Here is a 24,914-nt window from a genome sequence, read left to right as displayed (position 1 = left end):
TTAAATACGACACATTTTTTTTGATATGAAAGTAAAGACATTAGAAAACGAAAGAGCAAAATTACTTGCCTTAGAGAATTATCATTACAGTGATCTTCTTCCACTATCGCAAGAAGTAGACCTTAACGCTTATGGCGGTTCGGATATATCTACTGGGCCTAAACTTACGGCCTATATTAAAGATGCAATCCAAAGACGTGAGCTGGGTACAGCATTACCTTTTATTATTTTTGACAAAAAACTTTGCAAATTTGCTGGCTCCACACGTTATGGAAATATAGATGACGTCAATAAAATTGTCCATATAGGATGGACGTGGCTTGGAGAAGATTTTCGCGGAAGCGGTCTTAACTTACATGTCAAGTTTCTCATGCTACGTTATGCTTTTGAAAAACTTCGTTATGAACGTGTAGAATTTCGTATTGACGAGCGCAATATTCGCTCAAGAAAAGCAGTAGAAAAACTAGGCGCTACCTTAGAAGGTATCATGCGCAAGGATATTATTACAAAAAACGGTAGACGTCGTAATTCTTGTTGTTATTCAATTCTCAAAGAAGAATGGGAAGAAATCAAGAACACGCGATTTATTGATATACTGGATAGTAAAGAAGAGTAGATTATTTAACAGTACGCTTTCGCGAAAGCGATCACCTACACCTCAACGTTTGCAAATTCAAATCTTACCATCCCATCATCGTCTATGGAGGTAAGCTCCACCTCGTGCAATGTATTTACAAGTTCTGGATTCCAAGGAGATTTTACTTTTACGTAATTTTCTGTAAACCCGTGAATGTAACCTTCCTTATTCTCACTTTCAAAAAGCACTGTACGCGTGCTGTTTAATTGAGACTCATAGAATGCTCTACGCATTTTGGCTGAAAGTCCTCGTAGCATTTTACTACGTTTACTTCTTACCTTTTTAGGCACTTCCCCTTCCATCGTAGCGGCAGGAGTATTATCACGTTCTGAATATGTAAAGACATGAAGGTAAGAGATGTCTAATCCGGTAAGGAAGTTATAAGTTTCTAGAAAATCCTCATCTGTTTCTCCTGGAAAACCTACAATCACATCTACACCTATACAAGCGTGAGGCATTACTTCCTTTATTTTGGCAACACGGTCTACATATAACTCCCGTTGATAACGGCGACGCATCAACCCAAGAATCTTATTGCTTCCACTCTGTAATGGGATATGAAAATGAGGTACAAATGTACGTGACTTAGACACCACATCAATCGTTTCATTTTTAAGTAGATTAGGCTCAATAGAAGATATTCTTAAACGTTCTATTCCTTCTACTTTATCAAGCTCTTGTACGAGTTCTAAAAAAGTATGTTCGTGCTTCTTGTTTCCAAACTCACCTTTACCGTAGTCTCCTATATTAACTCCAGTAAGTACAATCTCTTTTATGTCTTGTGCAGCAATTTTGGAAGCGTTATCAAGTACATTTTGTAATGTATCACTTCTAGAAATACCTCTAGCAAGTGGTATCGTACAATAGGTACATTTATAATCACAGCCATCTTGCACTTTTAAAAAGGCACGAGTTCGATCCCCTATAGAATAAGAACTTACGTAGAAATCTGCATCTTGAATCTCACAAGCGTGTACTTCTCCACCTTCCTTAGATCTATCTGGATTATCTAGTAAATCATTAATATAACTAGTGACATTAAACTTCTCTGTCGCTCCAAGAACGAGATCTACACCATCTACAGCAGCAAGCTCTTCTGGCTTAAGTTGTGCATAACAACCTACTGCGACAGTAACTCCTTCTGGATTTGCTTTTTGAGCTTGTTTTACAATAGACTTAAAACGCTTATCTGCATTTTCTGTCACACTACATGTATTAATCACGTAGACATCTGCAGGCTCAGAAAACTCAACTTTATCAAATCCCTCTTGCCCAAAACTACGAGCAATGGTACTAGTCTCTGAAAAATTCAGTTTACAACCTAGTGTATAAAATGCGACTTTCTTTTTAGAGGACATGTGGTGATGATTTGTAAAAATTGCTCAATTTTTGAGGACTGCAAAGGTAACAAAAGAAGTAAAGAAAATATTACTACTTATAACAACTAATCTTTGCTTGCTAAGAATTTGTTTCTAGCAGAAACGGCATCTTTAGTATAGTCGCTAAATACTCCATCTACGCCTGCCTCAAAAAACAATTGATACTCGGTTGCTCCACTCTTATTATTACTCCACAAAGTATCTTCTTTTCTAAAGGTATAAGGATGCACTTCTAGCTTATGCTTATGTGCCAGCGCTACAAAATCTGTAGGGGCTAGCACCTCAACCTCTTCTTTGCTCGCCTTGCTATAAGAAATCACAAAAGGTTTCCAAGGACCTATTCCATCTGCATAGGTAGAAACAAACTTTATTCCTTCCTCGGTTGCGAAGTAACTGTATGTACGAGCATCTTTACTCAGTATGAAATCATAAGGTTGCCCTTCTGGATCATAGCTTCCGTCTTCTTTTGTAAAGTGTAAATCTCCGTTACTAGAGATTCCAGCCGCACCTATAAGTTGTATAAGCCGCACATCTGAACGTGCTGAAATGTACTGTAACGTACTCACCTCAAAACATTGCACAAAAATGGGAGAAGTTTTATCTACATAACCAGCCTTTGTAATCTGATTAAGAAATATATCTTCCATGGCGAGCCCTAGACTTTCATGAAAACTAGGATGCTTTAATTCTGGGTAAATACCCACAGGATTTCCTGATGTGGTTTTGTGCGCTTTCGCGAAAGCGATAATCTCCTCAAACGTAGGAATCTTAAAAAAATCATCATACTCGTGAGTTCTCTCCTCCCAAGACTGCCTTGCTCGTAGTGTTTTGAGTTCGCTAAGCGTAAAGTCAGATACAAACCAATCTGTCACAGGCACACCATCAAGCATTTTGGTGGTTTTACGATCTGCATATTCTGGAAGTTCTGATACATTAGTCGTTTCAGAAATAAAAGGCTCATGCCTAGCTACAAGAACTCCATCCTTTGTCATCACTAGATCTGGCTCTATAAAATCTGCGCCTAGTTCGATTGCTTTTTTATACCCTTCCATCGTATGCTCTGGATATAAAAATTGCGCGCCCCTGTGTGCAATTACAATAGGCGTATTATGAATTTGAGGTTGCTCCATGTGATTACAAGATAAGATGAGTACTGAAAATAAAAGCGTTATTCTTTTTAAACTAATCATGTACACAAAGGTAGAATCTATTCCACAAAAAAGGCGCAAATATCATTTGCGCCTTTTTTAAATTTTATAACTAGAGATTAGATTAATCTATTCTAGTGATTTTTGCTCCTATTGCTCTAAGACGCTCATCTATATTTTCATATCCGCGGTCTATTTGCTCGATATTATGAATAGTAGAAGTTCCCTTTGCACTTAACGCTGCAATAAGCAATGAGATACCCGCACGTATATCTGGCGATGTCATTGTGGTAGCCTTAAGCGTAGACTGGAAGTTATGTCCAATCACAGTTGCACGATGCGGATCACAAAGTATCACTTTTGCTCCCATATCTATAAGCTTATCTGTAAAGAACAAACGGCTTTCAAACATTTTCTGGTGAACCATTAGTTCGCCCTTTGCTTGGGTTGCCACTACAAGAATAATACTTAAAAGATCTGGCGTAAAACCGGGCCATGGTGCATCAGAGATAGTCATAAATGAACCATCAATATATGATTCTACCTGGTAACCGTCTGTATGTGCAGGGATATAAATATCATCCCCTTTACGTTCTAGAGTAATCCCTAGTTTTCTAAAGGTATTAGGTATCACACCTAGATCATCCCAGCTTACATTTTTAATAGTAATCTCACTCTTAGTCATTGCAGCAAGACCTATCCATGATCCTATTTCGATCATGTCTGGTAATACTCTATGCTCGCAACCACCTAGCTTTTCTACTCCTTCTATGATAAGCATGTTTGAACCTATCCCTTGGATATTTGCTCCCATGCGCACCATCATTTTACAAAGCTGTTGTAAATATGGCTCACAGGCTGCGTTATATATAGTCGTAGTCCCTCTGGCTAATACAGCAGCCATCACGATATTTGCCGTACCTGTAACAGATGCTTCATCTAGTAGCATGTATGCTCCTGTAAGTCCGTTAGGTGCTTCTACGCCATAAAAACGTTCTTCACGATTGTAACGGAAAGTCGCTCCTAGTTTTATAAAACCTTCAAAATGCGTATCAAGACGACGACGACCTATTTTATCACCTCCTGGTCTAGGAATGTATCCTTTACCAAAACGAGCTAGTAATGGCCCTACAATCATTATAGATCCTCTTAGACCACTTCCCTCTTTTTTAAATTTCTCACTTTCTAGGTACTCAAGGTCAAGTTCATCTGCTTGAAACGTGAACTCACCTTTTGCGACTTTCTCCACCTTTACACCTAGATTTTCCAAGATCATGATGAGTTTGTTTACATCTATAATGTCTGGCACATTACTTATGGTAACTTTTTCAGGAGTGAGTAGTACTGCACATAATATTTGTAATGCTTCGTTTTTTGCGCCTTGTGGTTGGATATCACCTTTAAGTTGGTGACCTCCCTCGATCTGAAATGTTGCCATAGTTAATTAGAAATATATTTTAATAACGCTTTTTGCGATTGTTATTGTTGTTTGTATTTTTTGAGTAACTTCTTTTCTTGATTGGATTATCTGCGGCTTTAGCTTTCTTGTTAGCTCTTATAAGCCTGTCAGAATCTCCTAATTCTTCTCCACTATTTTTTAGATTGATTTCCCCATTACTCAACTCAAATAAGTGATTAAAGATGACCTCATCATCTACAGTATCCTTATTCCAGTTTAAGAAACACTTTTTCATATGGTTTGCGATAGTCATTGCAAGTCCCTCGCGCATATCTCCTTTATCCCAGCTTACCGCTACATCAATCATACGTTTGATGTTGTTACCGTAAAAACGGTATTTAGGATGGTTTTGCGGATATTCTAAAGGCTCTGGACGCTCTGCAAGCTCCTCTCTAGATGGTTTTCCATATGGTGACTCAACATCTAGTTTAAAATCAGACATTATAAATAACTGATCCCACAACTTATGTTGAAAATCTGGTACATCACGCAAGTGAGGCTGTAAATTCCCCATAACTGCGATAATAGCTTTAGCTGTTTTGTTACGCTCTTCGGCGTCTTCCATTGCCGTCGCATCATTTACCATTTTCTGTATATGGCGCCCATACTCGGGAATGATGAGATGAACTCTCTCCGTGTTGTACTCTAATTGATCTATCAATTGTAAAAAATTAAGTGAAGTCGTCCTTTAAGCAAAGACATGTGCAAAATACTAAAATTTGTCTAAACGCATCTAGTCTTTAGTAAATTGATAACATAACAATAAAAAAAGCCTCTTATTGTGTTCTTGGGATGCTTTGGCCGTGACCACAAGGGTCGCGCTCTACGTTTATACGCTTCGGCTCCTTGCGCTATCGCTTTATGAGCCTGTAGGGTAACCACTGCGATCCCTCACGCGGAGTTAGTAATGCTACAAAATAGTGGTGATTAATAACATTTTCGCGAAAGCGTGCATCTCTTACAATGAAATAACGCCTTCTATCTTACCTACTTCCTTGTACTTTTCTATCACAACATCAGGATTATCAAGACGCACGTTAATAGAAACGCTTGTGTACTTGCCTGTGCGAGAGACATTCTTCTTTATTACAGCTCCTAGGTGGTCAAAGAGACCTTCTATTTGCGCTTCTTTCTCTGCATTTGCAGGCACAATAAACTTGTACAAATAAGGTGCAGGCCAGCTAGAAGTTTCTTCTAGTTGTGTCTTTAATTTTTTATAAAATTCTTCTGGATTTTTATCTGAACTCATGGGTATCTATTATAATACAAAGGTACAAAATTCACGTTCTTTGTAGTTTGCTTAATTTTGCTAAAAAGACTACCATTTTTATGCCAAAACGTATACTTCTCATAGGAGGTCCATCTACCGGGAAAACAACATTACTCAAGCACCTAGAACAACTAGGGTATCCGTGCCTTGAGGAAATCTCAAGACAAGTGATAAGCCAAGCCCAAAAGGAAGGTATAGATCAGTTATTTCTAGAGAAACCACTGTTGTTTTCTGAGCTTCTGAGAGATGCTCGCATAGAACAGCACAAAGATGTAGATACATACATCACAGACACTGTTTTTATAGACCGAGGGATTCCTGACACCGTGGCATACATGGATTTTATAGGACAAGAATATCCTGAGGCTTTTGTACAGGCTTGCAAGACGTATACTTATGATATCGTATTCATATTACCTACCTGGGAGAAAATACACAAGGTAGATCAAGAGCGATACGAGACTTTTGAACAAGCTCAAAAAATTGAAAAACACCTTGTAAAAACGTACCAAAATTATGGGTACACCCCTATTGTAGTACCTATGTCTCCAGTAGAGGATAGAGCGGCGTTTATATTAAAAACACTAGCTCTTGAGTAATCAAGCGCAAGACATATTACAACAATACTGGGGTCACTCCACCTTTAGACCACAACAAGCAGAAATTATAAAGAATGTGCTTGCTGGGAGTGATAGTATTGCACTATTACCCACAGGTGGCGGAAAGTCTCTATGCTATCAATTACCTGCGTTATTACTGGACGGAATTACGATAGTGGTATCACCACTTATCGCTCTCATGAAGGACCAAGTCATGACTTTGCAGGAAAAAGGTATCAAAGCGCTCTCTATCACGAGCGGAATTTCCTTTAGCGAGCTAGACACGCTACTCGATAATTGCATTTATGGTAACTACAAACTTTTATATCTCTCACCTGAGCGGTTACAACAAGAGCTTGTAAGAGAACGTATTAAACTTATGAATGTCTCTCTCATCGCGGTAGATGAGGCTCATTGTATTTCTCAATGGGGACATGACTTTAGACCTGCATATAGAGAAATCTCACAACTACGTGCTCTCAAGCCTACCGTGCCATTTATAGCACTTACAGCAACGGCTACTCCTAAGGTACTTAAAGATATCACAGAGCAGTTAGAGTTAGAAGACCCGCAGTTATTTAAAACTTCTTATCATCGCCCTAACCTCACATATAATGTAGTGCAAGCTACAGACAAGTTCTACCAGCTAGAATCTATCCTTGCAAATACAAGGGCTAGTGCTATTGTATATGTGCGTAATAGAAAAGCTACACTAAATACTGCACACTTTTTAAAAGGTAGAGGCATCTCTGCTACTTCTTACCACGGAGGTATGTCTCGTGATGAACGTCACAAACAATATCTCGCATGGCGAAATAACAAAGTACAAGTCATGGTAGGCACAAGTGCCTTTGGGATGGGAATTGATAAAGCAGACGTAGCAACTGTAGTGCATTTAGAAATCCCTGATAGTATAGAAAATTACTTTCAAGAGTCTGGAAGAGCTGGAAGAGCAGGACAAAAATCACAAGCCGTACTTCTTTATAATGAAAATGACGAGGTACGACTAGAAAATCAGTTTATAAAAGTGATTCCTCAGGTAGCAGATGTAAAAAAGATATACAAGCACCTCAACAACTACTTTCAAATCTCTTACGGCGAAGGGCAAGAGACACTGCATCGATTTAACTTTAGCGAGTTTTGTGCAACCTATAAGCTGCACACTATCCTCACATTTAACGCGCTTCAAGTGCTGGATCGCAATAGCGTGATAAGCTTGTCTCAAGAATTTACAAAACGTGCTACTATCAATTTTAAGGTAAATGATTTTGCACTTTCTTACTATTTGATTCGCAATAATCAGCTGGATGATGTGGTTAAGGCTGTTCTTAGAACATATGGAGCCGTTTTTGAACAAGTCACAAATATCAACTATAGCATAGTTGCTACAAAAGCAAGTAAAACTATAGAGCAAGTACATCAAGTCCTGCTCACGCTTGAAAAAGATGATATTATAGATTATGAGCATCAAAATTATGATACCGCAATTACTTTCCTTGTCCCTAGAGATGATGATAGAACAATAAACGTTATCGCACCGTATATTAAAGCACAGGCAACATACAAGAAAAACCAAGTAGATGCTATAAAAACATACTTGGCCACAGATACCGTTTGTAGAGCAATCCAACTTATGCAGTATTTTGACGAAACATTAACCACACCATGTGGAAAATGTGATGTATGTACAAATGCAACACACCAAGTTTCAAGAACTGCTATACACAGTGCTATTATCGATATTTTAAGAGAAGGCCCAAAAACTTCTCGCGAAATATCACAACTAGACTACCCACAACAAACTATAATTAATACGATTCGACTACTTTTGGATCAGAAAAAGATAGCCATCTTGGCAAATAACACCTACACCTTATTATGAGAGATTTACGCATAGTTTTTATGGGTACACCAGAGTTTGCAGTAACTATATTAAACGGTTTACTAGAAGAAGAATATAATGTAGTGGGAGTAATCACCGCACCAGATCGTCCTGCAGGAAGAGGACAGAAAGTAAGAGAAAGTGATGTAAAGGCATTTGCAAAGGCAAGAAACCTCAACATCCTACAACCTACAAACCTCAAAAGCGAGGAGTTTTTAGAAGAACTTAAAGACCTTAATGCAAACCTACAGATTGTAGTTGCCTTTAGAATGCTTCCAGAAGCTGTATGGAAAATGCCAGCTTATGGAACCTTTAACTTACACGCATCACTCCTACCTCAATATCGTGGTGCCGCACCTATAAACTGGGCAATCATTAATGGAGAGACAGAAACAGGAGTGACTACTTTCTTTATAGATGAAAAAATTGATACCGGTGAGATTATCTTACAAGAAAAGCTTGCTATAGATGATAAGGAAAATGCTGGCGTGTTACATGACCGTCTTATGATTGCAGGTAAGGATCTTGTTGTAAAAACGGTAAAAGCAATAGCAATAGATGAAGTAAGCACTTTTGTACAAGACTCCAGTAGAGAACTCAAAACAGCATACAAGTTACATAGTGAGAACACGAGAATAGACTGGGATGCTCCTCTTCAAGATATATACAATCACATAAGAGGATTGAGTCCTTATCCAGCAGCTTACACGATGCTAGAAAATGGAGGAAAAGAGCAGCGTGTAAAAATTTATAGCGCTTTCGCGAAAGCAGAAAAAGAGATGTTTATTCCATCTGGAGCAGTAACTCAGGTAGAAGATTATCTAGCTATCGCAACGCCAGAAGGTTACATATGCATCACCGAAATACAGCTTTCTGGGAAGAAAAAAATGGCCGTTAAAGACCTTTTAAACGGATACAAATTTGATAAAAATGCAAAAATGCGCTAAACCCTTGCTCCTATTGGTGTTAAGGGAATTATAAAAAGAGACTACCTTTATCAACAATTGGCTTGACTTATTAACAAAACCTCTGATTTCCCTTGCTATTGCTTGCATAGGCAATTAATTCGGATAAATTTGTTAGGGAATTAAGCATTTAGCTTAACCAACAATTTAATTAATTAACAATTTACATTATGAACAAATCAGAATTAATTGACGGAATGGCAGAGCACGCAGGTATCACTAAAGCTGCAGCAAAAAAAGCATTAGAATCTTTCTTAGGAGATGTTGAAAAGACTCTTAAAGACGGAGGACGTGTTTCTCTTGTAGGTTTTGGATCTTGGTCTGTTTCTAAGCGTAACGCACGTGAAGGAAGAAATCCACAAACTGGAAAAACTATTAAAATTGCAGCAAAGAACGTAGTAAAGTTCAAAGCTGGATCTGAGCTTGCAACTTCTGTAAACTAGTCAGTTTTAACTGTTATATAAAAAACGGGTAGCTCACGCTACCCGTTTTTTTTGCTTTACACCAGCTTTAAATGAAACTACCCTCTTTTTACTTTATAGTTTGGTAATCGCTCATTGTCTAATTATAAATCATACTACCCCATAAGCGGTAATGGGATTACGTTGTAAAATTATTAGGATGTTTATTTTAGAAGCTTATAAAAATTTCGCGAAAGCAGAATTAAACCGTTATAAGTAACAACTTATAAAAAATAGCACTGCAAGCAAAAATGTAGATAAAGCTACTTTTTTAAGTTCTGGGTCAAGTAAAGCGTGTATTGAAGTACTTCTTACCGTAAACATGTGCTTCACTAGTGGTATAAAAGCCACAAGAGAGATATAATCAATAATATGCGTTGCTGTAAGTAAGAGGTAAGAAACCCAGCTTAAAATTCCTACAAGGAATAATACAGCGTGATACTTCTCTGCACCTGCGGCTCCCAAAACAACAGCTAGTGTATTTTTACCTACGCGAGCATCTGCTTCACGGTCTCTCATATTATTAAGGTGTAACACCATAGTAGATAATGAACCTATAGTAAGCGCAGGAAGAATCTGTATAAAATTAATATACTGTGTAAATAAAAAGAAAGACCCTAGAACACCCACGAGACCAAAGAATATAAAAACAAAGACATCTCCTAGTCCTCTATAACCGTAAGCACTTTTTCCCACTGTGTACTTTATGGCTGATACGATGGCGGCAATTCCTAAAAGTAAGAATAAGATGGAAAGCAAAAAGTGATTCACACCAAAAGAGACATAAATCAAGAGCAGTACAATAACCACGGTGATAATTGATGTAATTATAATTGCCTTCTTGAGATCTTGCGCAGTTAGAAGTCCGCTTTGCATGGCTCTTGCAGGCCCTACCCGCTCTGCATTATCTGTTCCCTTAACTCCGTCACCATAATCATTTGCATAGTTAGATAAGATTTGAAATCCTAAAGTAGCGAGTATGGCTAGTATAAAAATACTCCAGTTAAATGCGCCTTCCTGTAGAGCTAGTCCGCCCCCTACAAGAATCCCAGCTATAGAAAGTGGTAAGGTACGAGGACGGGCGGCACTAAGCCAAACTTGGAATGAGGGCATAAATATTTTTAAGTGCGTAAATGTACTATTTTCTTTGGGCTTCTAGCCTTCTCAAATTTCAAAAGGATTTACTAGCTTCGTAATGATCAAAAATATTCTCATGATGAATCTAAAATCTATTGCCGCGCTACTCCTTGTTATTCTTTCAGTATCAAGTTGTAAACAAAAAGAAACTACAGTAACGCAGGTTGAAGTGGAAGAAAAAAATCCTTTTTTCTGGGAAGCTGCAAATATGTATTTCTTGCTTACAGATCGTTTTAATAATGGCGATACAAGTAATGATGTCAACTTTGATAGAACTCAAGAGAGTGCTGTACTAAGAGATTTTATGGGTGGTGATATCAAAGGAATCACACAAAAGATAGAAGACGGTTACTTTACAGATCTTGGGATCAATGCCATCTGGTTTACTCCAGTTGTAGAGCAAGTACATGGAGCAGTAGATGAAGGCACAGGTGTCACATACGGTTATCACGGTTACTGGACTAAGGACTGGACTTCACTAGACCCTAACTTTGGCACTAGAGAGGACTTACAGGCTCTTATAGCAGCAGCACATCAAAAAGATATACGTATTGTCATGGATGTGGTACTTAACCACACAGGTCCAGTTACAGAGCAAGATCCATTCTGGGGTGAAGATTGGGCAAGAGAAAATCCTAATTGTGCCTTTAGCACTTATGAAAATACTACCGCTTGTAGTCTTGTAGAAAACCTTCCAGACATCCTTACCGAGAGTAATCAAGAAGTTGCGCTTCCAGCTACACTAGTTGCAAAGTGGAAGTCTGAAGGACGTTATGATGAGGAAATGGCAGAGCTTGACTCTTATTTTGCAGCAAACAACCTTAAGAAAACACCACGCAATTACATTATAAAATGGCTTACGGATTATATACGTGATTTTGGAATAGATGCTTTTAGAGTTGATACTACAAAACATGTAGACGAAGCCTCATGGGTGGCATTGAGAGCACAAGCAGATAAAGCCTTTGCAGACTATAAAGCAAACAATGAAGACAAAGTGATGGATGACAATGACTTTTTCATGTTTGGAGAAGTTTATAATTACTCTATAGATGGAGGTCGTGCTTATGATTTTGGAGATAAAAAGGTAGATTACTTTGCAAACGGCTTTGATAACCTGATTAATTTCCAATTTAAATATGATGCTCAAGGCAGCTACGAGCAACTTTTTAGTAAGTATGCAGGAATCAAGGATTCTATTTTTAGCGATAAGAGTTTTGTAAACTATGCTACCTCACATGATGATGGACAACCATTTGATAAAGACCGAAACAAAGCTATAGAAACAGGTACTAAGCTTTTATTAACTACGGGGATATCTCAGGTTTATTATGGTGATGAAACTGCAAGAGACTTAACGATAGAAGGAACAGATGGTGATGCAACCCTGCGTAGCTTTATGAACTGGCAAGATATTGACAGTACTACAACAAATGAGGTTCTTACTCACTGGCAAAAGCTGGGTACTTTTAGAAGAGATCACCCTTCGGTAGGTGCTGGTACTCATGAGATGCTAAGTGCCGCTCCTTATGTTTTTAAAAGATCATTTGATAAAAATGGTGTTACAGATACTGTGGTCGTAGGATTAGACCTTAATATCGGGGTGAAAGAAATTGTGGTTGGTAACGCTTTCGCGAAAGCGCAAACTGTCAAGGACACCTACTCAGGACAAGAAGCTAGTGTAATCGACGGCAAGATAACTCTTGATACTCCTTACGATATTGTTTTACTAGAAGTTGTACAAGACTAATCATCCAGCTGCTGAAGAAATGAAGCCAGCACTTGAGAAATCCCTAACTCCATAGCAGGATTTGTTATGGAGAGATTGTTTACGTCAAAGTTTTCTTGAAATGATGGAAAGCTAAAACTCTCTGCTATAACTCCTCCAAAACGGGGAGCTGTGCTCTTCATATATTCAAGTGCAGAAGAGGCTCCTCTAGCCCCAGGAGAAGTGCTCACTAATAGGATTTTTTTATTTGCTAAGAAATTCCTGTCTGCACGAGAAAGCCAATCAAGAATATTTTTAAAATAAGCAGATATCATCCCGTTGTGCTCATTTACTCCTATGATAATCCCAGAAGCCTCGGCTATCTTATTTTTAATAATCTGAATATCTATTGGAATTCCTCGCTCTTGCTCAAGATCTAAATTATACATAGAAATATCATAATCTAGAAGATGTAAACGCGATGCGGGCTGAGATTGAATCGAATTGATAATATAATCCAGCAACATACTATTTATAGATGTTTTGCTATTACTTCCGGATAGTGCAATAATTGTTCCCATAGTTTCATAAAAAAAGCCACCCGAAGGTAGCTTTTTTATTAATTATATATTTTCTCAATTATAGGCTCAATGTAAGTGTAGCAATAATCGATGTGTTATCACGGTCTACCGTAGCTTCATTTGTTAATCCTGTGCTGTATAAAGAATTAGTGCGCTCTTGAGAGAATGTATCATAAGCTACGTCTAATTTTATCTTTCCAAAATTATAACCAATTCCTGCAGAGTATCCAGATAAGTCACCTACTGTAGTCTCATCTTTAAATGGGCTATCTTCATAGCGGTAACCACCTCTAAAACTCCATGCTTGAGATCTAATCTCTCCACCTAATTTATAAGAATTCACTGGTTGCAATAAATTATCTATCGCTGCATTTTGCGCATTGAAGAAAGAATCGCTTTCTGGTCTAAAACTAAGATTTGTATAATCCTTGTAAGAGTAATCGAAGCTCAATAAACCTTGCTGTCCAAAAAGATATGCAACACTACCTGTATATTTTCCAGGAGTTTTGATTTCATAATCCTCATAGATATTAGTTACTCTAGGATTAATCACTGTGTTGAATACTCCCGCATCATCTATTGCTGTAGTAGAAATACTTTGATTAGTCTCTTCGCTTATAGTTGTCCACGTAGGTGAATCATAGGTAAAGCCAACTCTCAAGTTTTCTCCAGCCTTATAAATACTTCCTAGTTGGAAAGAAAATCCACTACCAGTAGTTCTTAAATTATTTTCAAAACGAATATCTGTAATGTTTGTAAAACCTTCATCTGCCCCTACATTATTAGATTCAAATAAAACAGTAGACTGATTATAATCTATAAAGTGAGAATTTAAGTTAAGCCCTAAATAAAGATTTTCATCATACTGAGCTCCAATATTAAATGATGCTTTACCACTATAACCCGATGATGCAAATATGTACTCTTGGTCATAATTTTCGGCAACGGTGTTTACAAAATACTCTGTATTACCAAAATCATTTGAAGCTGGGTCTATGATGAAAGATTGAAATCCTAATAACGCTTGTTGCGCACCAAACCCTTCACTTTCTCCAAGAAATTGATATAAATCTGAAACAGACTCCCCATCAACCGTCTCTAACAGATCAAGAGGAATTCCTTGTGCAAAATCACTAAAGTAGCTAGAAATAGAATTTGTATTATTTCCGACAGCTGTGTATTGATTATCAAGATTTGATGTTCGATCATAATTGAAGCTAAGAGAAACTTTATTCCACTTAGAATTACCTGAACCACCTATAATGAAAACACCTCCAGCCTGATTTATAGACAAATCAGAATCTGAAACATTTGTTGTATTTCCAAGGTATCTCGTATCATTATCGAAGTTATCATTAACAATAGATAGTGATACTGTACCTTTTGTAAAAACAGCACTTGCTGCAGGATTATCACCTATTGCACTTAAGTCTCCACCTAAAGCCCCAAATGCACCTCCCATTGCTCTATAACGAGCTGTTCCAGTTACATTTGATGAGGTATATAAAAGTGCATCAGAAATACTCTGTCCAAAAGATGTTCCCGTGGCCACTAAAGCCGCTATTATAATAAGTTTTTTCATATAAAAAATTTAATATTGTAGACTATATCGCTTATCCTCTGCGTCCTCCGCTTCTACCAGAAGATCTTGAAGATGATCCACTACTACTTCTTGATGGTGAAGACGATCTAGATGCAGAGCTACTTCTTGATGAAGATCTGCTAGGCGTCGCTGTAGGTCTAGACGAACTTGATGCAGGTCTTGATTTAGTTCCACTAGGTCTTACTGGACGCGAAGGTCTTGATTGAGTTCCAGATGGTCTTGTAGGACGGCTTGGTCTCGTTGCATTAGGCCTACCTCTTGTAACACCATCACGATTAGCTGTTGTTGGTCTTCCCCTAGTAACACCATCGCGATTTGTAGTTGTAGGTCTTCCTCTAGTAACGCCATCACGATTTGCAGATGTTGGTCTAGTTCCAATTACTCGCGAGCTAGTCCCTCTGTTTCTAGAATATGTATTTCTACTTGTGGCTCTTGATGTCCTTCCTGAAGACGAACGTAAACGAGATCTTGAAGATGAGATTGCATTTACAGCACTACTTCTTCTTCCTGTATTAGATATAGAAGATCTTCTACCTGCGCTATACGCTACACGACCTCTATAGTTCCTACCATTGTTTCCATAGTAGTGGTTGTTAAAATTATTACCATAGTGAAAGAAAGGACGATTATATGCATATCCATAACCACCGTACCCAAAAAATGGACTATTAAATCCTCTATGTATGCCATATCCCCATGGTGACCAGAATCCGCCTCCCCATGCATTTCCGTAGAATCCTCCACCCCATCCGTAACCGTAGCCTCCAAAACCTCCCCAGTTATTGAAGCCCCAATAAGGAGTGTTGTTGTATATGTTGATTTCTACGTCTTGAGTTTCATCACCCCAAGCTGCATACCCAGTATTTGTTTCAAAACTAGCTCCTTCTACGTAGATATCTGTCCCAGCCTCCGAAGAATAAGATTCAATATCAGTAAATATGGCACCATCTTCTTCTAGCTCACTGAGTTCTTGAACTCCTTTTTCAAAGTAATTTTTATAAACATTAGTATTTGCACCACTAGAAATTTCTTTATCAGAAGCGCTAGCTGCATCAGTTTGAGGACTACTGTAAATTCCATCCTCATCATAAAAATTTTGTGTAGAACTACAACCTATCAAAAATACTGACGTAACAGCCACAAATGACAAATTCTTTGTTGTGCGTATAAGTGAAGTATAAAATTCCATATCGATAGTGTTTTAATTGTTGCTTGATTCAAAAATACCTAATTTCGCTAGGTATTTTTACATTCAAATTAACACAACATTTGTGCCAAAACAAGTTTTATGGGCAAGAACCTCACGAAAAGAAGTGAAGATTATTCTAAATGGTATAATGAATTAGTAGTTCAAGCAGACCTAGCAGAAAACTCAGCAGTGCGCGGCTGTATGGTTATCAAACCATACGGATATGCCATCTGGGAAAAAATGCAAGCAGAGCTTGATCGCATGTTCAAAGAAACAGGACATGAAAATGCATATTTTCCATTATTTGTACCCAAAAGTCTTTTTGAAGCAGAAGAGAAGAATGCAGAGGGCTTTGCAAAGGAATGTGCAGTAGTTACTCACTACAGATTAAAAACAGATCCTGATAATCCTAGCAAGCTTATTGTTGATCCTAATGCAAAATTAGAGGAAGAACTTATCGTTCGTCCTACTAGTGAAGCTATTATATGGAATACATATAAAGGATGGATTCAATCATATAGAGATCTTCCATTATTAATAAACCAATGGGCAAACGTAGTACGCTGGGAAATGCGCACTCGCTTATTCTTAAGGACTGCCGAATTCTTATGGCAAGAAGGTCATACAGCACACGCTACTAAACAAGAAGCACTAGTAGAGGCAGAATTAATGAATAACATCTATGCAGAATTTGCTGAGAATTTCTTAGCTATTCCTGTAGTAAAAGGTGTAAAGACAGAGAGTGAACGTTTTGCTGGTGCAGATGAAACCTTTTGTATCGAAGCACTTATGCAAGATGGAAAAGCACTACAAGCAGGTACATCTCACTTTTTAGGTCAAAATTTCGCGAAAGCGTTTGATGTAAAATTTACAACAAACCAAGGAAAACAAGAGCACGTATGGGCTACCTCTTGGGGTGTATCTACACGCCTTATGGGAGCGCTTATAATGACGCATAGTGATGATCAAGGACTTGTGTTACCTCCAAATCTCGCTCCGTTCCAGGTGGTCATTGTTCCAATATATAAAGGACAAGAACAACTGGATGCGATTTCCCAAGTGGCAAATGAAATTGTACAAGACCTCAAACTTCATGGAGTTTCTGTAAAGTTTGATAATCGAGATACACACAAACCAGGATGGAAATTTAATGAGTATGAGCTCAAGGGTGTTCCTTTAAGAATAGGAATAGGACCTAAAGACCTTGAGAAACGAACAGTAGAACTTGCTAGGCGCGATACGCTCACAAAGGAGTTTGTAGCCAAAGAGGATATTGTAGAGACTGTAGTTGACCTTTTAAAGGAAATACAAGAAAACCTATATACTAAGGCAAAAAATTACAGAGATACGCATATAACGCCTGTAAATGACTTTGAAGAATTCAAAGAAGTACTAGAGACCAAAGGTGGATTTCTAAGTGCACATTGGGATGGCACTGCAGAAACTGAAGAAAAAATCAAACAAATCACAAAAGCAACCATACGATGCATACCTATGGATGCTGTTGAAGAAGAAGGAAAATGCGTTTTTTCTGGCGCTCCTTCTAATCGTAGAGTACTGTTTGCCAAGGCATATTAATTTTTTTTTGAAAAAAGTTTCAAATAGTCTTGCAACATCTAGAAAAATGTTTATTTTTGCATCCGCAATTTAAGCGATTGTTCTAGGCCCGTTCGTCTATCGGCTAGGACGCATGGTTTTCATCCATGTAAGAGGGGTTCGATTCCCCTACGGGCTACACATTTTGAATACATAAATTCTGAAGGTAACACTTCAGAATTTTTCTGGCCCGTTCGTCTATCGGCTAGGACGCATGGTTTTCATCCATGTAAGAGGGGTTCGATTCCCCTACGGGCTACAATTTTTATAATTACTAGAAAAAACAATAATGGCAAATCACAAGTCAGCTTTAAAGAGAATTAGAAGCAACGAAGCTAAGCGTCTTAGAAATCGTTACCAACACAGAACGACTCGTAACGCGATCAAAAGACTACGCGATATGACTGAGCAGAAAGATGCACAGGCTTTATATCCAGCTGTAGCTTCTATGATTGACAAGTTAGCTAAGCGTAATATCATTCATGATAACAAAGCAGCTAACCTGAAATCTAAGCTTGCAAAGCACGTAGCAGCGCTATAATAGCACTACGATTATGATATACAGAGAACTTCTATATTTCTATAGGGGTTCTTTTGTTATTTAAGAAGTAGATAAGTACAACTTACGCTTTCGCGAAAGCAAAACCTCTCTACTACTTTTACATATTAAGATTAATACCGCAAGAAATTCTTGCAACTGATTAGGCTAACCTCTGACGATGTTCGTGAATGTTGCCCTAACGTAAAACCACTTTAATATCCATAGAAATGGAAGATTTAGTAAAATTCGTACAAGACGAATTCATCCCAAAAAATGATTTCCCAACTTTTTCAGCAGGAGATACAATTACTGTATTTTATGAAATTAAGGAAGGTGAAAAAAGTAGAACACAGTTCTTTAGAGGAGTTGTGATTCAATTAAGAGGAACTGGAAGAACTCAAACATTTACAATCCGTAAAATGTCTGGTACTGTTGGTGTGGAACGTGTATTCCCACTTAACCTTCCTGCAATCCAAAAGATTGAAATAAACAAGAAAGGTATTGTACGTCGTGCACGTATCTTTTACTTTAGAGGTCTTACTGGTAAGAAAGCTCGTATTAAAGAAAGACGTGGCGCTTAAGCTACCACAATATATTATCAAAAAGCTCCATCATAACGATGGAGCTTTTTTTTTGGATATATGTTAGCATAAAAACATCATACAAGAGATAAAAATTAAGCGGATATCCACCACTCAGCTTAGAATAAGACAGGTTAATTAATCAAGTTAAATACTGTTATCATCTTTCTAACTAATTAGAATCTCCATCTAGTCGTTGATAAGAAATATCAAAGCCACCACCCTTCTCCTCAAACTAAACTCCTCTACTCATATACTACACAACAAACACAGTTATTAGTATTAGCGTCTTGTTACACAACCAAAATCAAGACCACCTTATACTTTACATAACTTCAAAAAAGCATCATTCATCTACTTTAAATGCTTAAATGAATTTAATGGATGGTTAAATACAATATTCTTCATAATTCTGAGTGTATTCGCGCACCGAAGCATTGCAAGTAACCTTAGTGATTTGGTATATTTGCTAGGCTCGACTTACGAGTGATTTTCAATAGATTTACTAAACAAATACCTTCTAAATGGCGACAGAAAAGACCACTATAAAGTATACACTTACGGATGAAGCTCCTATGCTTGCGACGCATTCATTCCTCCCTATTATAAAACGTTTTACCCAGTCTTCTAATATTGACATGGAGCTAGTGGATATTTCTCTAGCTGGTCGTATCGTTGCAAATTTTCCAGACAACCTTACTGAAGATCAAAAACAAGAAGATGCATTGCTTGCGCTAGGAGAACTAGCAAAGCAACCAGAAGCAAATATTATCAAACTTCCAAACATCTCTGCCTCTATACCTCAGCTTACGGCTGCTATAAAGGAATTACAAAGTGATGGATACGATATTCCAGATTTTCCAGAAGAGCCAAAAACTGACGAAGAGAAATCAATACGTGCTAGATATGCAAAAGTATTAGGTAGTGCTGTAAACCCAGTATTACGTGAAGGTAACTCAGACCGCAGAGCTCCTAAGCCTGTGAAGCAATATGCGAGAAACAACCCACACAGTATGGGCGCATGGAGTGCAGATTCTAAAACACATGTTTCGACAATGTCTCATGGAGATTTTAGAAACAATGAAAAATCTGTTACTATTCAAGAAGCTGGAAATGTGCGTATTGAACATGTAGCTACAGATGGAACTGTTACTGTTCTTAAAGCTAATACACCAGTACTAGCAGAAGAAATTATAGACGCTTCTCTTATGGAGAAGAAAGCTTTGATTTCTTTCCTTGAAGAGCAAGTAGTAGATGCAAAAGAAAAAGATATCCTTTTCTCCCTTCACATGAAGGCGACTATGATGAAGGTTTCTGACCCTAAAATATTTGGACACGCAGTACGTGTGTTTTTTGCACCAGTATTTGAGAAGTACGGAGCTACTTTTGATAAATTAGGAGTAGATGTAAATAATGGATTTGGAGACTTAGTTTCTAAAATTGACGAATTACCATCTTCAGAAAAAGAAGAAATCCTTGCTGCTATAAAAGCTTGTTATGATGCAAGACCAGATCTTGCAATGGTAAATTCTGATAAAGGAATTACAAACCTACACGTTCCTAGTGATGTTATTATTGATGCATCTATGCCAGCAATGATACGTGCATCTGGACAAATGTGGAATGCAGAAGGAAAACAACAAGACACAAAAGCGGTAATTCCAGATAGTAGTTATGCTGGGGTTTTCCAAGAAACTATAGATTTCTGTAAAAAACATGGAGCTTTTGACCCTACAACAATGGGTACAGTTCCTAACGTAGGTCTTATGGCTCAAAAAGCCGAAGAATATGGATCTCACGATAAGACATTCGAAATACCAGCAGCTGGAGTAGTACGTACAGTAGATGACGCTGGAAATACACTAACAGAACACAAGGTAGAAGAAGGAGATATCTGGAGAATGTGCCAGGTAAAAGATGCACCTATACGTGACTGGGTTAAACTTGCTGTAAGTCGTGCAAGAGCTACTGGTGTGCCAGCTATATTCTGGTTAGATCAAGAGAGAGCTCATGATGCACAACTTATCAAGAAAGTAAATCTTTACTTAAAAGATCACGATACCGATGGTCTTGATATACAAATCATGTCTCCTGTACTTGCTACACGTTTTTCTTTAGAACGTATCAAGAATGGACAAGACACTATCTCTGTAACAGGAAATGTACTTCGTGATTATAACACAGATTTATTCCCTATTCTAGAAGTAGGAACTAGTGCAAAGATGCTATCTATCGTTCCTCTTATGAATGGTGGAGGTTTATTTGAAACTGGAGCTGGAGGATCTGCTCCTAAGCATATCCAGCAGTTTCTAGAAGAGGGTCACCTGCGTTGGGATTCTCTTGGAGAATTCTTAGCACTAGCAGTATCTCTAGAGCATGTAGCAACTAGCCGTGGTAACGATCGCGCTCAAGTTCTTGCAGACACGCTGGATGAAGCGACAATTAAATTCTTAGAAAATAGAAAGTCTCCTTCTCGTAAAGTAAACGAGCTAGATAACCGTGGTAGTCACTTTTATCTTGCACTTTACTGGGCACAAGGCCTTGCTGCACAGACTGTAAATACTGACCTAGCATCAGAGTTTGCACCTATAGCAAAAACTATGGAAGAAAACGAGCATAAGATTATTAACGAACTAAATGCCGCACAAGGTGAGCCTCAAAATATAGATGGTTATTACAGCGTAAGCAGTGAGAAAACATTTGCAGCCATGAGACCTAGTGCTACATTTAATGCAATTATTGATTAGATTATAACGCTTTCGCGAAAGCGTACAAAATCACTTAAAAGCCTCTTCTAAACAGAAGAGGCTTTCATTTTTTTTAACAAGTTTAATTAAAGAATTGTGGTTAGCTTTACTCAAAACTATAACATGAAAAAGTTCTTTACTTTACTCTTTCTCATAGGGGTTACTCAACTTTCACTGGGACAAGAAAAGTATACACTAAGTGGAACAATCACCGATAACTCAAGTAATGAAACCTTAATTGGTGTGAGTATCCTATTTCCAGAATTAAGCGATGGCGTAGTGACAAATTCTTATGGATTCTATTCCATAACACTACCCGAAGGAACCTATCAATTACAAGTAAGCTACCTAGGATTTAAAGATGTAATTGAGACTGTTAATCTTACAAGTGATATACGTCGCAATTTTAAACTAACACCTTCTGAAGAGCTACTCAATGAAGTTATCTTAGAAGAAAAAGTAGAACGAGTACGTATACGCAAACCTCAAATGAGTGTAAACGCTTTAAGTTCGGCTACTATTAAACAAATTCCCGTAGTACTAGGAGAGGCAGATGTCATTAAAGCGATTTTATTACTCCCTGGAGTTACAAGTGCTGGCGAAGGTGCCTCTGGATTTAACGTGCGCGGTGGTGCGGCAGATCAAAATTTGATACTTCTTGATGAGGCAACCATATTCAACTCCTCTCACCTCTTTGGATTTTTCTCAGTGTTTAACCCTGATGCGATTAAAGATTTAAAGCTATATAAAGGCGGAATCCCTGCACGTTATGGTGGTCGCGTCTCTTCTGTACTAGATATTTATCAAAAAGAAGGTAATAGCAAAAATGTAAAAGTAAGCGGAGGAATAGGCGCTGTAGCAAGTAGATTACTTGTAGAAGGACCTATTGTAAAAGACAAAGCTGCGTTTCTACTAGGAGGAAGAGCATCATATGCTCATTTATTTTTACCCTTATTTGATATAGACAACAAGGCATACTTTTACGACCTCAACACTAAGATTAACTATAACATAAACGACAACAATAGTCTATATCTTTCTGGATACTTCGGTAGAGACCTCTTTAGTATAGATGACAGTTTTAAAAATGTGTATGGAAATGCTGTAGGAAACTTACGATGGAATCACATCTTTTCTGATAAATTATTTTCTAACGCCTCCCTGATTTATAGTGACTATTATTATGGTTTAGATCTTGACTTTGTAGGCTTTGAGTGGAACTCAGGCATCAACAATATTAACCTCAAGTATGATCTTACTCATTACTTAAATGATAAGATGAAGATTTACTCTGGGATTAATAATCTATACTACACATTTAATCCTGGACGTATAAAACCTAATGGACCAGATTCTGGCATTATAGAAGAGCAACTCACAAAGAAGTATGCAAATGAGTTTGCAGCCTACGTAGATGTTGAGCACAAACTATCTAAAGACTTCACTATGGAGTACGGCTTACGTTATAGTAATTTTACTCGTCTTGGTCAAGATGAGATTAATATATATAGAGATAATCAACCTGTTACTTTTGATCCGTTTCTATTGATTTATAAAAGTGAAGATCCTATTGAAACAGATACTTCACTATCGAGAAGCGATAAACTAGCTACCTTTAACTCACTAGAACCACGTATTGCTGCATCTTATGCGTTTAATGACGACACTTCTATAAAAGCAAGTTACACACGACTCGTTCAATATCTTCATTTATTGTCAAATACAAGCTCCCCTACTCCATTAGACATATGGACTCCTAGTGGGCAATTTGTACAACCTCAAAAACTAGATCAATATGCTTTGGGATATTTTAAGAACTTTGAAGTAAAAGACACAGAGTACACCCTAGAAACTGAGGCTTTTTATAAAAATATAGATGGTAGAGTAGATTATATTGATGGCGCACAACTTATCGCAAATGATGCCATCGAGCAGGTAGTATTACAAGGTGAAGCAAGAGCTTACGGCCTAGAGTTCTTATTGAGAAAAAATGATGGTGACCTTAAAGGATTTATAGCATACACGCTCTCAAAATCTGAGCAACGTACTCCGGGCAGAAATGAGAATGAGCTAGGTATAAATAGAGGGCAGTGGTATAACACTCCTTATGACAAAACTCATGACATCTCTATGAATCTAAGCTATGAGCTCAGTAAGAAGTGGAAATTTGGTAGTAACTTTCTTTTTCAAACAGGACAGCCTACAAATTTTCCTGTAGGACAATTTGAGTTTCAAGGAATAGTAATCCCAACATATGGTCCTCGCAATGAACAACGATTGCCATCTTACCATAGGCTAGACTTAAGCGCTACACTAACTCCTAGTGCAAATGAAGGTCGCTCATGGAAATCCGAGTGGATTTTTAGTCTTTATAATGCCTATAATCGTCGAAATGCTGCTTCAATTAACTTTAGGCAAAATGCAGAAACTGGAAACAATGAAGCTATTAGAACTTCTATTTTTGGGGCAATACCAGCAGTAACTTATAATTTCAAATTTTAAGAATATGAAATATTTATTTTCCATACTCGTACTGCTTTTCATCGCTACTTCTTGTGAAGACGTAGTAGATGTAGATCTTGAAAACGAAGAACCAAGACTTATAGTAGATGCACTTATTAGAATTGATACAGCGCAAAATCTAACAGATGCAACCATAAAGGTTTCTTTATCATCTTCATTTTTTGGAGCTATTGAGCCTGCCTCAATAGAAAATCTAGAATTAAGAAAAGAAGACGATGGCAGCACTGTTCCCTATGAACCTATTCCTGGGTCACCTGGAATGTATCGCCCTTTCAGCACGACAACTTCTCCTGTGTCAGACAATAAAATTGTGACTAACTGGCTCGTAGATGATAGTGAGTTTCTATTATATGTAACCTATCAAGATCAACTATACCTCGCAAGAACTTCATTTGCGCCTTCTTCTCCTATTGATTCTGTCACCCAGGGTGATGGAGGACTCTTTGATGAAGATGACAAGGAAGTTATTGTTGCATTTACAGATATCGAAGCTCAAGAAAACTATTATCTTTTTGACTTCGGTTTTAATGAATTCTTACCTACGGAAGACCGTTTTTATGAGGGACAACAATTTGAGTTCTCTTATTTTTATGATGCAGAAGATACCGGTATTGCAACGGGAGACGAAGTAAACATCAGTATTCTGGGAGCTACAGAAGACTTTTTCAACTACATGAACGGACTTGTAGAACAGAGTCAGCAGGGAGATAATGGACCTTTTCAAACTCCTACCGCCACCGTAAGAGGAAACTTTCTTAATGTAACTGACATAGATAACATAGACCAGTTTGATAACGTAAACAGACCAGATGCTTTTATCTTAGGCTACTTCTCGTTATCACAAGAATTTACAACCAGCTTCGTTATAGAAGAGTAATTTTCTTTTTACGCTTTCGCTAAAGCGTACT

Annotated in this window: 21 protein-coding genes and 2 tRNA genes; 14 read left to right on the top strand and 9 right to left on the bottom strand. The window is 37.7% G+C overall.

All coding sequences use genetic code 11. The features are described 5' to 3' along the window. Positions 1-25 precede the first annotated feature (25 nt). Positions 26-616 (top strand): GNAT family N-acetyltransferase, encoded by a 591-nt coding sequence (locus ACJJVU_RS06790; protein WP_298330777.1) that lies wholly within the window; start codon positions 26-28, stop codon positions 614-616. 35 nt (positions 617-651) lie between these two features. Here the strand turns inward: ACJJVU_RS06790 and mtaB are convergent, their stop codons facing one another. The 5 genes from mtaB to ACJJVU_RS06765 all read right to left on the bottom strand — a co-directional run bounded on the left by mtaB (position 652) and on the right by ACJJVU_RS06765 (position 5,872). Next, positions 652-1,995, bottom strand: coding sequence for a tRNA (N(6)-L-threonylcarbamoyladenosine(37)-C(2))-methylthiotransferase MtaB (gene mtaB, locus ACJJVU_RS06785; RefSeq protein WP_405223616.1), 1,344 nt, complete (start codon positions 1,993-1,995; stop codon positions 652-654). A gap of 86 nt (positions 1,996-2,081) precedes the next feature. Continuing rightward, a complete protein-coding gene (locus ACJJVU_RS06780) occupies positions 2,082-3,146 on the bottom strand; it encodes a glycerophosphodiester phosphodiesterase (RefSeq protein WP_405223614.1) in 1,065 nt (354 codons plus the stop codon). A gap of 142 nt (positions 3,147-3,288) precedes the next feature. Continuing rightward, the gene (gene murA, locus ACJJVU_RS06775) at positions 3,289-4,602 is read right to left on the bottom strand and encodes a UDP-N-acetylglucosamine 1-carboxyvinyltransferase (RefSeq protein WP_405223612.1); all 1,314 of its coding nucleotides are present in this window, start codon (positions 4,600-4,602) and stop codon (positions 3,289-3,291) included. A 19-nt stretch (positions 4,603-4,621) separates the two neighbouring features. Next, on the bottom strand, positions 4,622-5,284 hold the full coding sequence (locus ACJJVU_RS06770) for a DUF4290 domain-containing protein (protein WP_298330766.1): 663 nt from the start codon (positions 5,282-5,284) through the stop codon (positions 4,622-4,624). A gap of 297 nt (positions 5,285-5,581) precedes the next feature. Beyond that, on the bottom strand, positions 5,582-5,872 hold the full coding sequence (locus ACJJVU_RS06765; RefSeq protein ID WP_298330763.1) for a DUF493 family protein: 291 nt from the start codon (positions 5,870-5,872) through the stop codon (positions 5,582-5,584). An 80-nt stretch (positions 5,873-5,952) separates the two neighbouring features. On the opposite strand from ACJJVU_RS06765, the gene ACJJVU_RS06760 reads away from it, so the two are divergent. The 4 genes from ACJJVU_RS06760 (at position 5,953) to ACJJVU_RS06745 (ending at position 9,782) form a co-directional block, all read left to right on the top strand. Beyond that, entirely contained in the window at positions 5,953-6,492 is a 540-nt protein-coding gene (locus tag ACJJVU_RS06760; protein WP_298330760.1) for an ATP-binding protein, read from the top strand. Beyond that, positions 6,485-8,374, top strand: coding sequence for an ATP-dependent DNA helicase RecQ (locus ACJJVU_RS06755; RefSeq protein WP_405223609.1), 1,890 nt, complete (start codon positions 6,485-6,487; stop codon positions 8,372-8,374). The genes ACJJVU_RS06760 and ACJJVU_RS06755 overlap by 8 nt, the downstream gene beginning before the upstream one ends. Beyond that, positions 8,371-9,321 (top strand): methionyl-tRNA formyltransferase, encoded by a 951-nt coding sequence (gene fmt, locus ACJJVU_RS06750; protein ID WP_298330755.1) that lies wholly within the window; start codon positions 8,371-8,373, stop codon positions 9,319-9,321. The genes ACJJVU_RS06755 and fmt overlap by 4 nt, the downstream gene beginning before the upstream one ends. A 188-nt stretch (positions 9,322-9,509) precedes the next feature. Further along, positions 9,510-9,782: an HU family DNA-binding protein gene (locus ACJJVU_RS06745; protein WP_013751630.1), complete on the top strand. Its 273-nt coding sequence runs from the start codon at positions 9,510-9,512 to the stop codon at positions 9,780-9,782. Between the two features lie 228 nt (positions 9,783-10,010). Here ACJJVU_RS06745 and menA read toward each other — a convergent pair whose 3' ends face one another. Next, positions 10,011-10,913, bottom strand: a complete 903-nt coding sequence (gene menA, locus ACJJVU_RS06740; RefSeq protein ID WP_405223607.1) for a 1,4-dihydroxy-2-naphthoate octaprenyltransferase — start codon at positions 10,911-10,913, stop codon at positions 10,011-10,013. Positions 10,914-11,016: 103 nt separating this feature from the next. Here menA and ACJJVU_RS06735 point away from each other — a divergent pair, with 103 nt between their 5' ends. Next, the gene (locus ACJJVU_RS06735; protein WP_405227478.1) at positions 11,017-12,687 is read left to right on the top strand and encodes an alpha-amylase family glycosyl hydrolase; all 1,671 of its coding nucleotides are present in this window, start codon (positions 11,017-11,019) and stop codon (positions 12,685-12,687) included. Here ACJJVU_RS06735 and ACJJVU_RS06730 read toward each other — a convergent pair. From ACJJVU_RS06730 to ACJJVU_RS06720, 3 genes are read right to left on the bottom strand one after another with little or no spacing between them, the layout of a single operon-like run. Then, positions 12,684-13,226 (bottom strand): NADPH-dependent FMN reductase, encoded by a 543-nt coding sequence (locus ACJJVU_RS06730; protein WP_405223605.1) that lies wholly within the window; start codon positions 13,224-13,226, stop codon positions 12,684-12,686. The two genes, ACJJVU_RS06735 and ACJJVU_RS06730, sit on opposite strands and share 4 nt — an antisense overlap. A 58-nt stretch (positions 13,227-13,284) precedes the next feature. Further along, positions 13,285-14,808, bottom strand: coding sequence for an OmpP1/FadL family transporter (locus ACJJVU_RS06725; RefSeq protein WP_405223603.1), 1,524 nt, complete (start codon positions 14,806-14,808; stop codon positions 13,285-13,287). A 31-nt stretch (positions 14,809-14,839) separates the two neighbouring features. After that, positions 14,840-16,018 (bottom strand): hypothetical protein, encoded by a 1,179-nt coding sequence (locus ACJJVU_RS06720; RefSeq protein ID WP_405223601.1) that lies wholly within the window; start codon positions 16,016-16,018, stop codon positions 14,840-14,842. A 99-nt stretch (positions 16,019-16,117) separates the two neighbouring features. Here ACJJVU_RS06720 and proS point away from each other — a divergent pair, with 99 nt between their 5' ends. From proS to ACJJVU_RS06680, 8 genes are all read left to right on the top strand, one after another. Further along, positions 16,118-17,596 (top strand): proline--tRNA ligase, encoded by a 1,479-nt coding sequence (gene proS, locus ACJJVU_RS06715; protein ID WP_298330739.1) that lies wholly within the window; start codon positions 16,118-16,120, stop codon positions 17,594-17,596. A gap of 85 nt (positions 17,597-17,681) precedes the next feature. Continuing rightward, positions 17,682-17,753, top strand: a tRNA-Glu gene (locus tag ACJJVU_RS06710). Positions 17,754-17,801: 48 nt separating this feature from the next. Beyond that, a tRNA-Glu gene (locus tag ACJJVU_RS06705) sits at positions 17,802-17,873 on the top strand. A gap of 30 nt (positions 17,874-17,903) precedes the next feature. After that, positions 17,904-18,155, top strand: coding sequence for a 30S ribosomal protein S20 (gene rpsT, locus ACJJVU_RS06700; RefSeq protein WP_013751623.1), 252 nt, complete (start codon positions 17,904-17,906; stop codon positions 18,153-18,155). A 227-nt stretch (positions 18,156-18,382) separates the two neighbouring features. Next, positions 18,383-18,736 (top strand): 50S ribosomal protein L19, encoded by a 354-nt coding sequence (gene rplS / locus ACJJVU_RS06695; RefSeq protein ID WP_013751622.1) that lies wholly within the window; start codon positions 18,383-18,385, stop codon positions 18,734-18,736. 524 nt (positions 18,737-19,260) lie between these two features. Continuing rightward, entirely contained in the window at positions 19,261-21,483 is a 2,223-nt protein-coding gene (locus ACJJVU_RS06690) for an NADP-dependent isocitrate dehydrogenase (RefSeq protein WP_405223598.1), read from the top strand. Positions 21,484-21,606: 123 nt separating this feature from the next. Then, positions 21,607-23,985 (top strand): TonB-dependent receptor, encoded by a 2,379-nt coding sequence (locus ACJJVU_RS06685; protein WP_405223596.1) that lies wholly within the window; start codon positions 21,607-21,609, stop codon positions 23,983-23,985. Between the two features lie 4 nt (positions 23,986-23,989). Continuing rightward, a complete protein-coding gene (locus ACJJVU_RS06680; RefSeq protein ID WP_405223594.1) occupies positions 23,990-24,883 on the top strand; it encodes a DUF4249 family protein in 894 nt (297 codons plus the stop codon). Positions 24,884-24,914: the final 31 nt, after the last annotated feature.

It is taken from the genome of Dokdonia sp. Asnod1-B02, assembly GCF_045063955.1.
GTDB lineage: Bacteria > Bacteroidota > Bacteroidia > Flavobacteriales > Flavobacteriaceae > Dokdonia.
This window is presented reverse-complemented; position numbering and strand designations above follow the sequence as displayed.

What these genes read in the sequence shown, in the direction of transcription:
- proS (WP_298330739.1), top strand. Translation starts at nt 16,118, where the DNA reads ATGGGCAAGAACCTCACGAAAAGAAGTGAAGATTATTCTAAATGGTAT.
- ACJJVU_RS06725 (WP_405223603.1), bottom strand. Translation starts at nt 14,808, where the DNA reads ATGAAAAAACTTATTATAATAGCGGCTTTAGTGGCCACGGGAACATCT.
- rpsT (WP_013751623.1), top strand. Translation starts at nt 17,904, where the DNA reads ATGGCAAATCACAAGTCAGCTTTAAAGAGAATTAGAAGCAACGAAGCT.
- ACJJVU_RS06690 (WP_405223598.1), top strand. Translation starts at nt 19,261, where the DNA reads ATGGCGACAGAAAAGACCACTATAAAGTATACACTTACGGATGAAGCT.
- ACJJVU_RS06735 (WP_405227478.1), top strand. Translation starts at nt 11,017, where the DNA reads ATGAATCTAAAATCTATTGCCGCGCTACTCCTTGTTATTCTTTCAGTA.
- ACJJVU_RS06765 (WP_298330763.1), bottom strand. Translation starts at nt 5,872, where the DNA reads ATGAGTTCAGATAAAAATCCAGAAGAATTTTATAAAAAATTAAAGACA.
- ACJJVU_RS06760 (WP_298330760.1), top strand. Translation starts at nt 5,953, where the DNA reads ATGCCAAAACGTATACTTCTCATAGGAGGTCCATCTACCGGGAAAACA.
- ACJJVU_RS06685 (WP_405223596.1), top strand. Translation starts at nt 21,607, where the DNA reads ATGAAAAAGTTCTTTACTTTACTCTTTCTCATAGGGGTTACTCAACTT.
- ACJJVU_RS06790 (WP_298330777.1), top strand. Translation starts at nt 26, where the DNA reads ATGAAAGTAAAGACATTAGAAAACGAAAGAGCAAAATTACTTGCCTTA.
- ACJJVU_RS06680 (WP_405223594.1), top strand. Translation starts at nt 23,990, where the DNA reads ATGAAATATTTATTTTCCATACTCGTACTGCTTTTCATCGCTACTTCT.
- ACJJVU_RS06745 (WP_013751630.1), top strand. Translation starts at nt 9,510, where the DNA reads ATGAACAAATCAGAATTAATTGACGGAATGGCAGAGCACGCAGGTATC.
- ACJJVU_RS06780 (WP_405223614.1), bottom strand. Translation starts at nt 3,146, where the DNA reads ATGGAGCAACCTCAAATTCATAATACGCCTATTGTAATTGCACACAGG.
- mtaB (WP_405223616.1), bottom strand. Translation starts at nt 1,995, where the DNA reads ATGTCCTCTAAAAAGAAAGTCGCATTTTATACACTAGGTTGTAAACTG.
- rplS (WP_013751622.1), top strand. Translation starts at nt 18,383, where the DNA reads ATGGAAGATTTAGTAAAATTCGTACAAGACGAATTCATCCCAAAAAAT.
- murA (WP_405223612.1), bottom strand. Translation starts at nt 4,602, where the DNA reads ATGGCAACATTTCAGATCGAGGGAGGTCACCAACTTAAAGGTGATATC.
- menA (WP_405223607.1), bottom strand. Translation starts at nt 10,913, where the DNA reads ATGCCCTCATTCCAAGTTTGGCTTAGTGCCGCCCGTCCTCGTACCTTA.
- fmt (WP_298330755.1), top strand. Translation starts at nt 8,371, where the DNA reads ATGAGAGATTTACGCATAGTTTTTATGGGTACACCAGAGTTTGCAGTA.
- ACJJVU_RS06720 (WP_405223601.1), bottom strand. Translation starts at nt 16,018, where the DNA reads ATGGAATTTTATACTTCACTTATACGCACAACAAAGAATTTGTCATTT.
- ACJJVU_RS06730 (WP_405223605.1), bottom strand. Translation starts at nt 13,226, where the DNA reads ATGGGAACAATTATTGCACTATCCGGAAGTAATAGCAAAACATCTATA.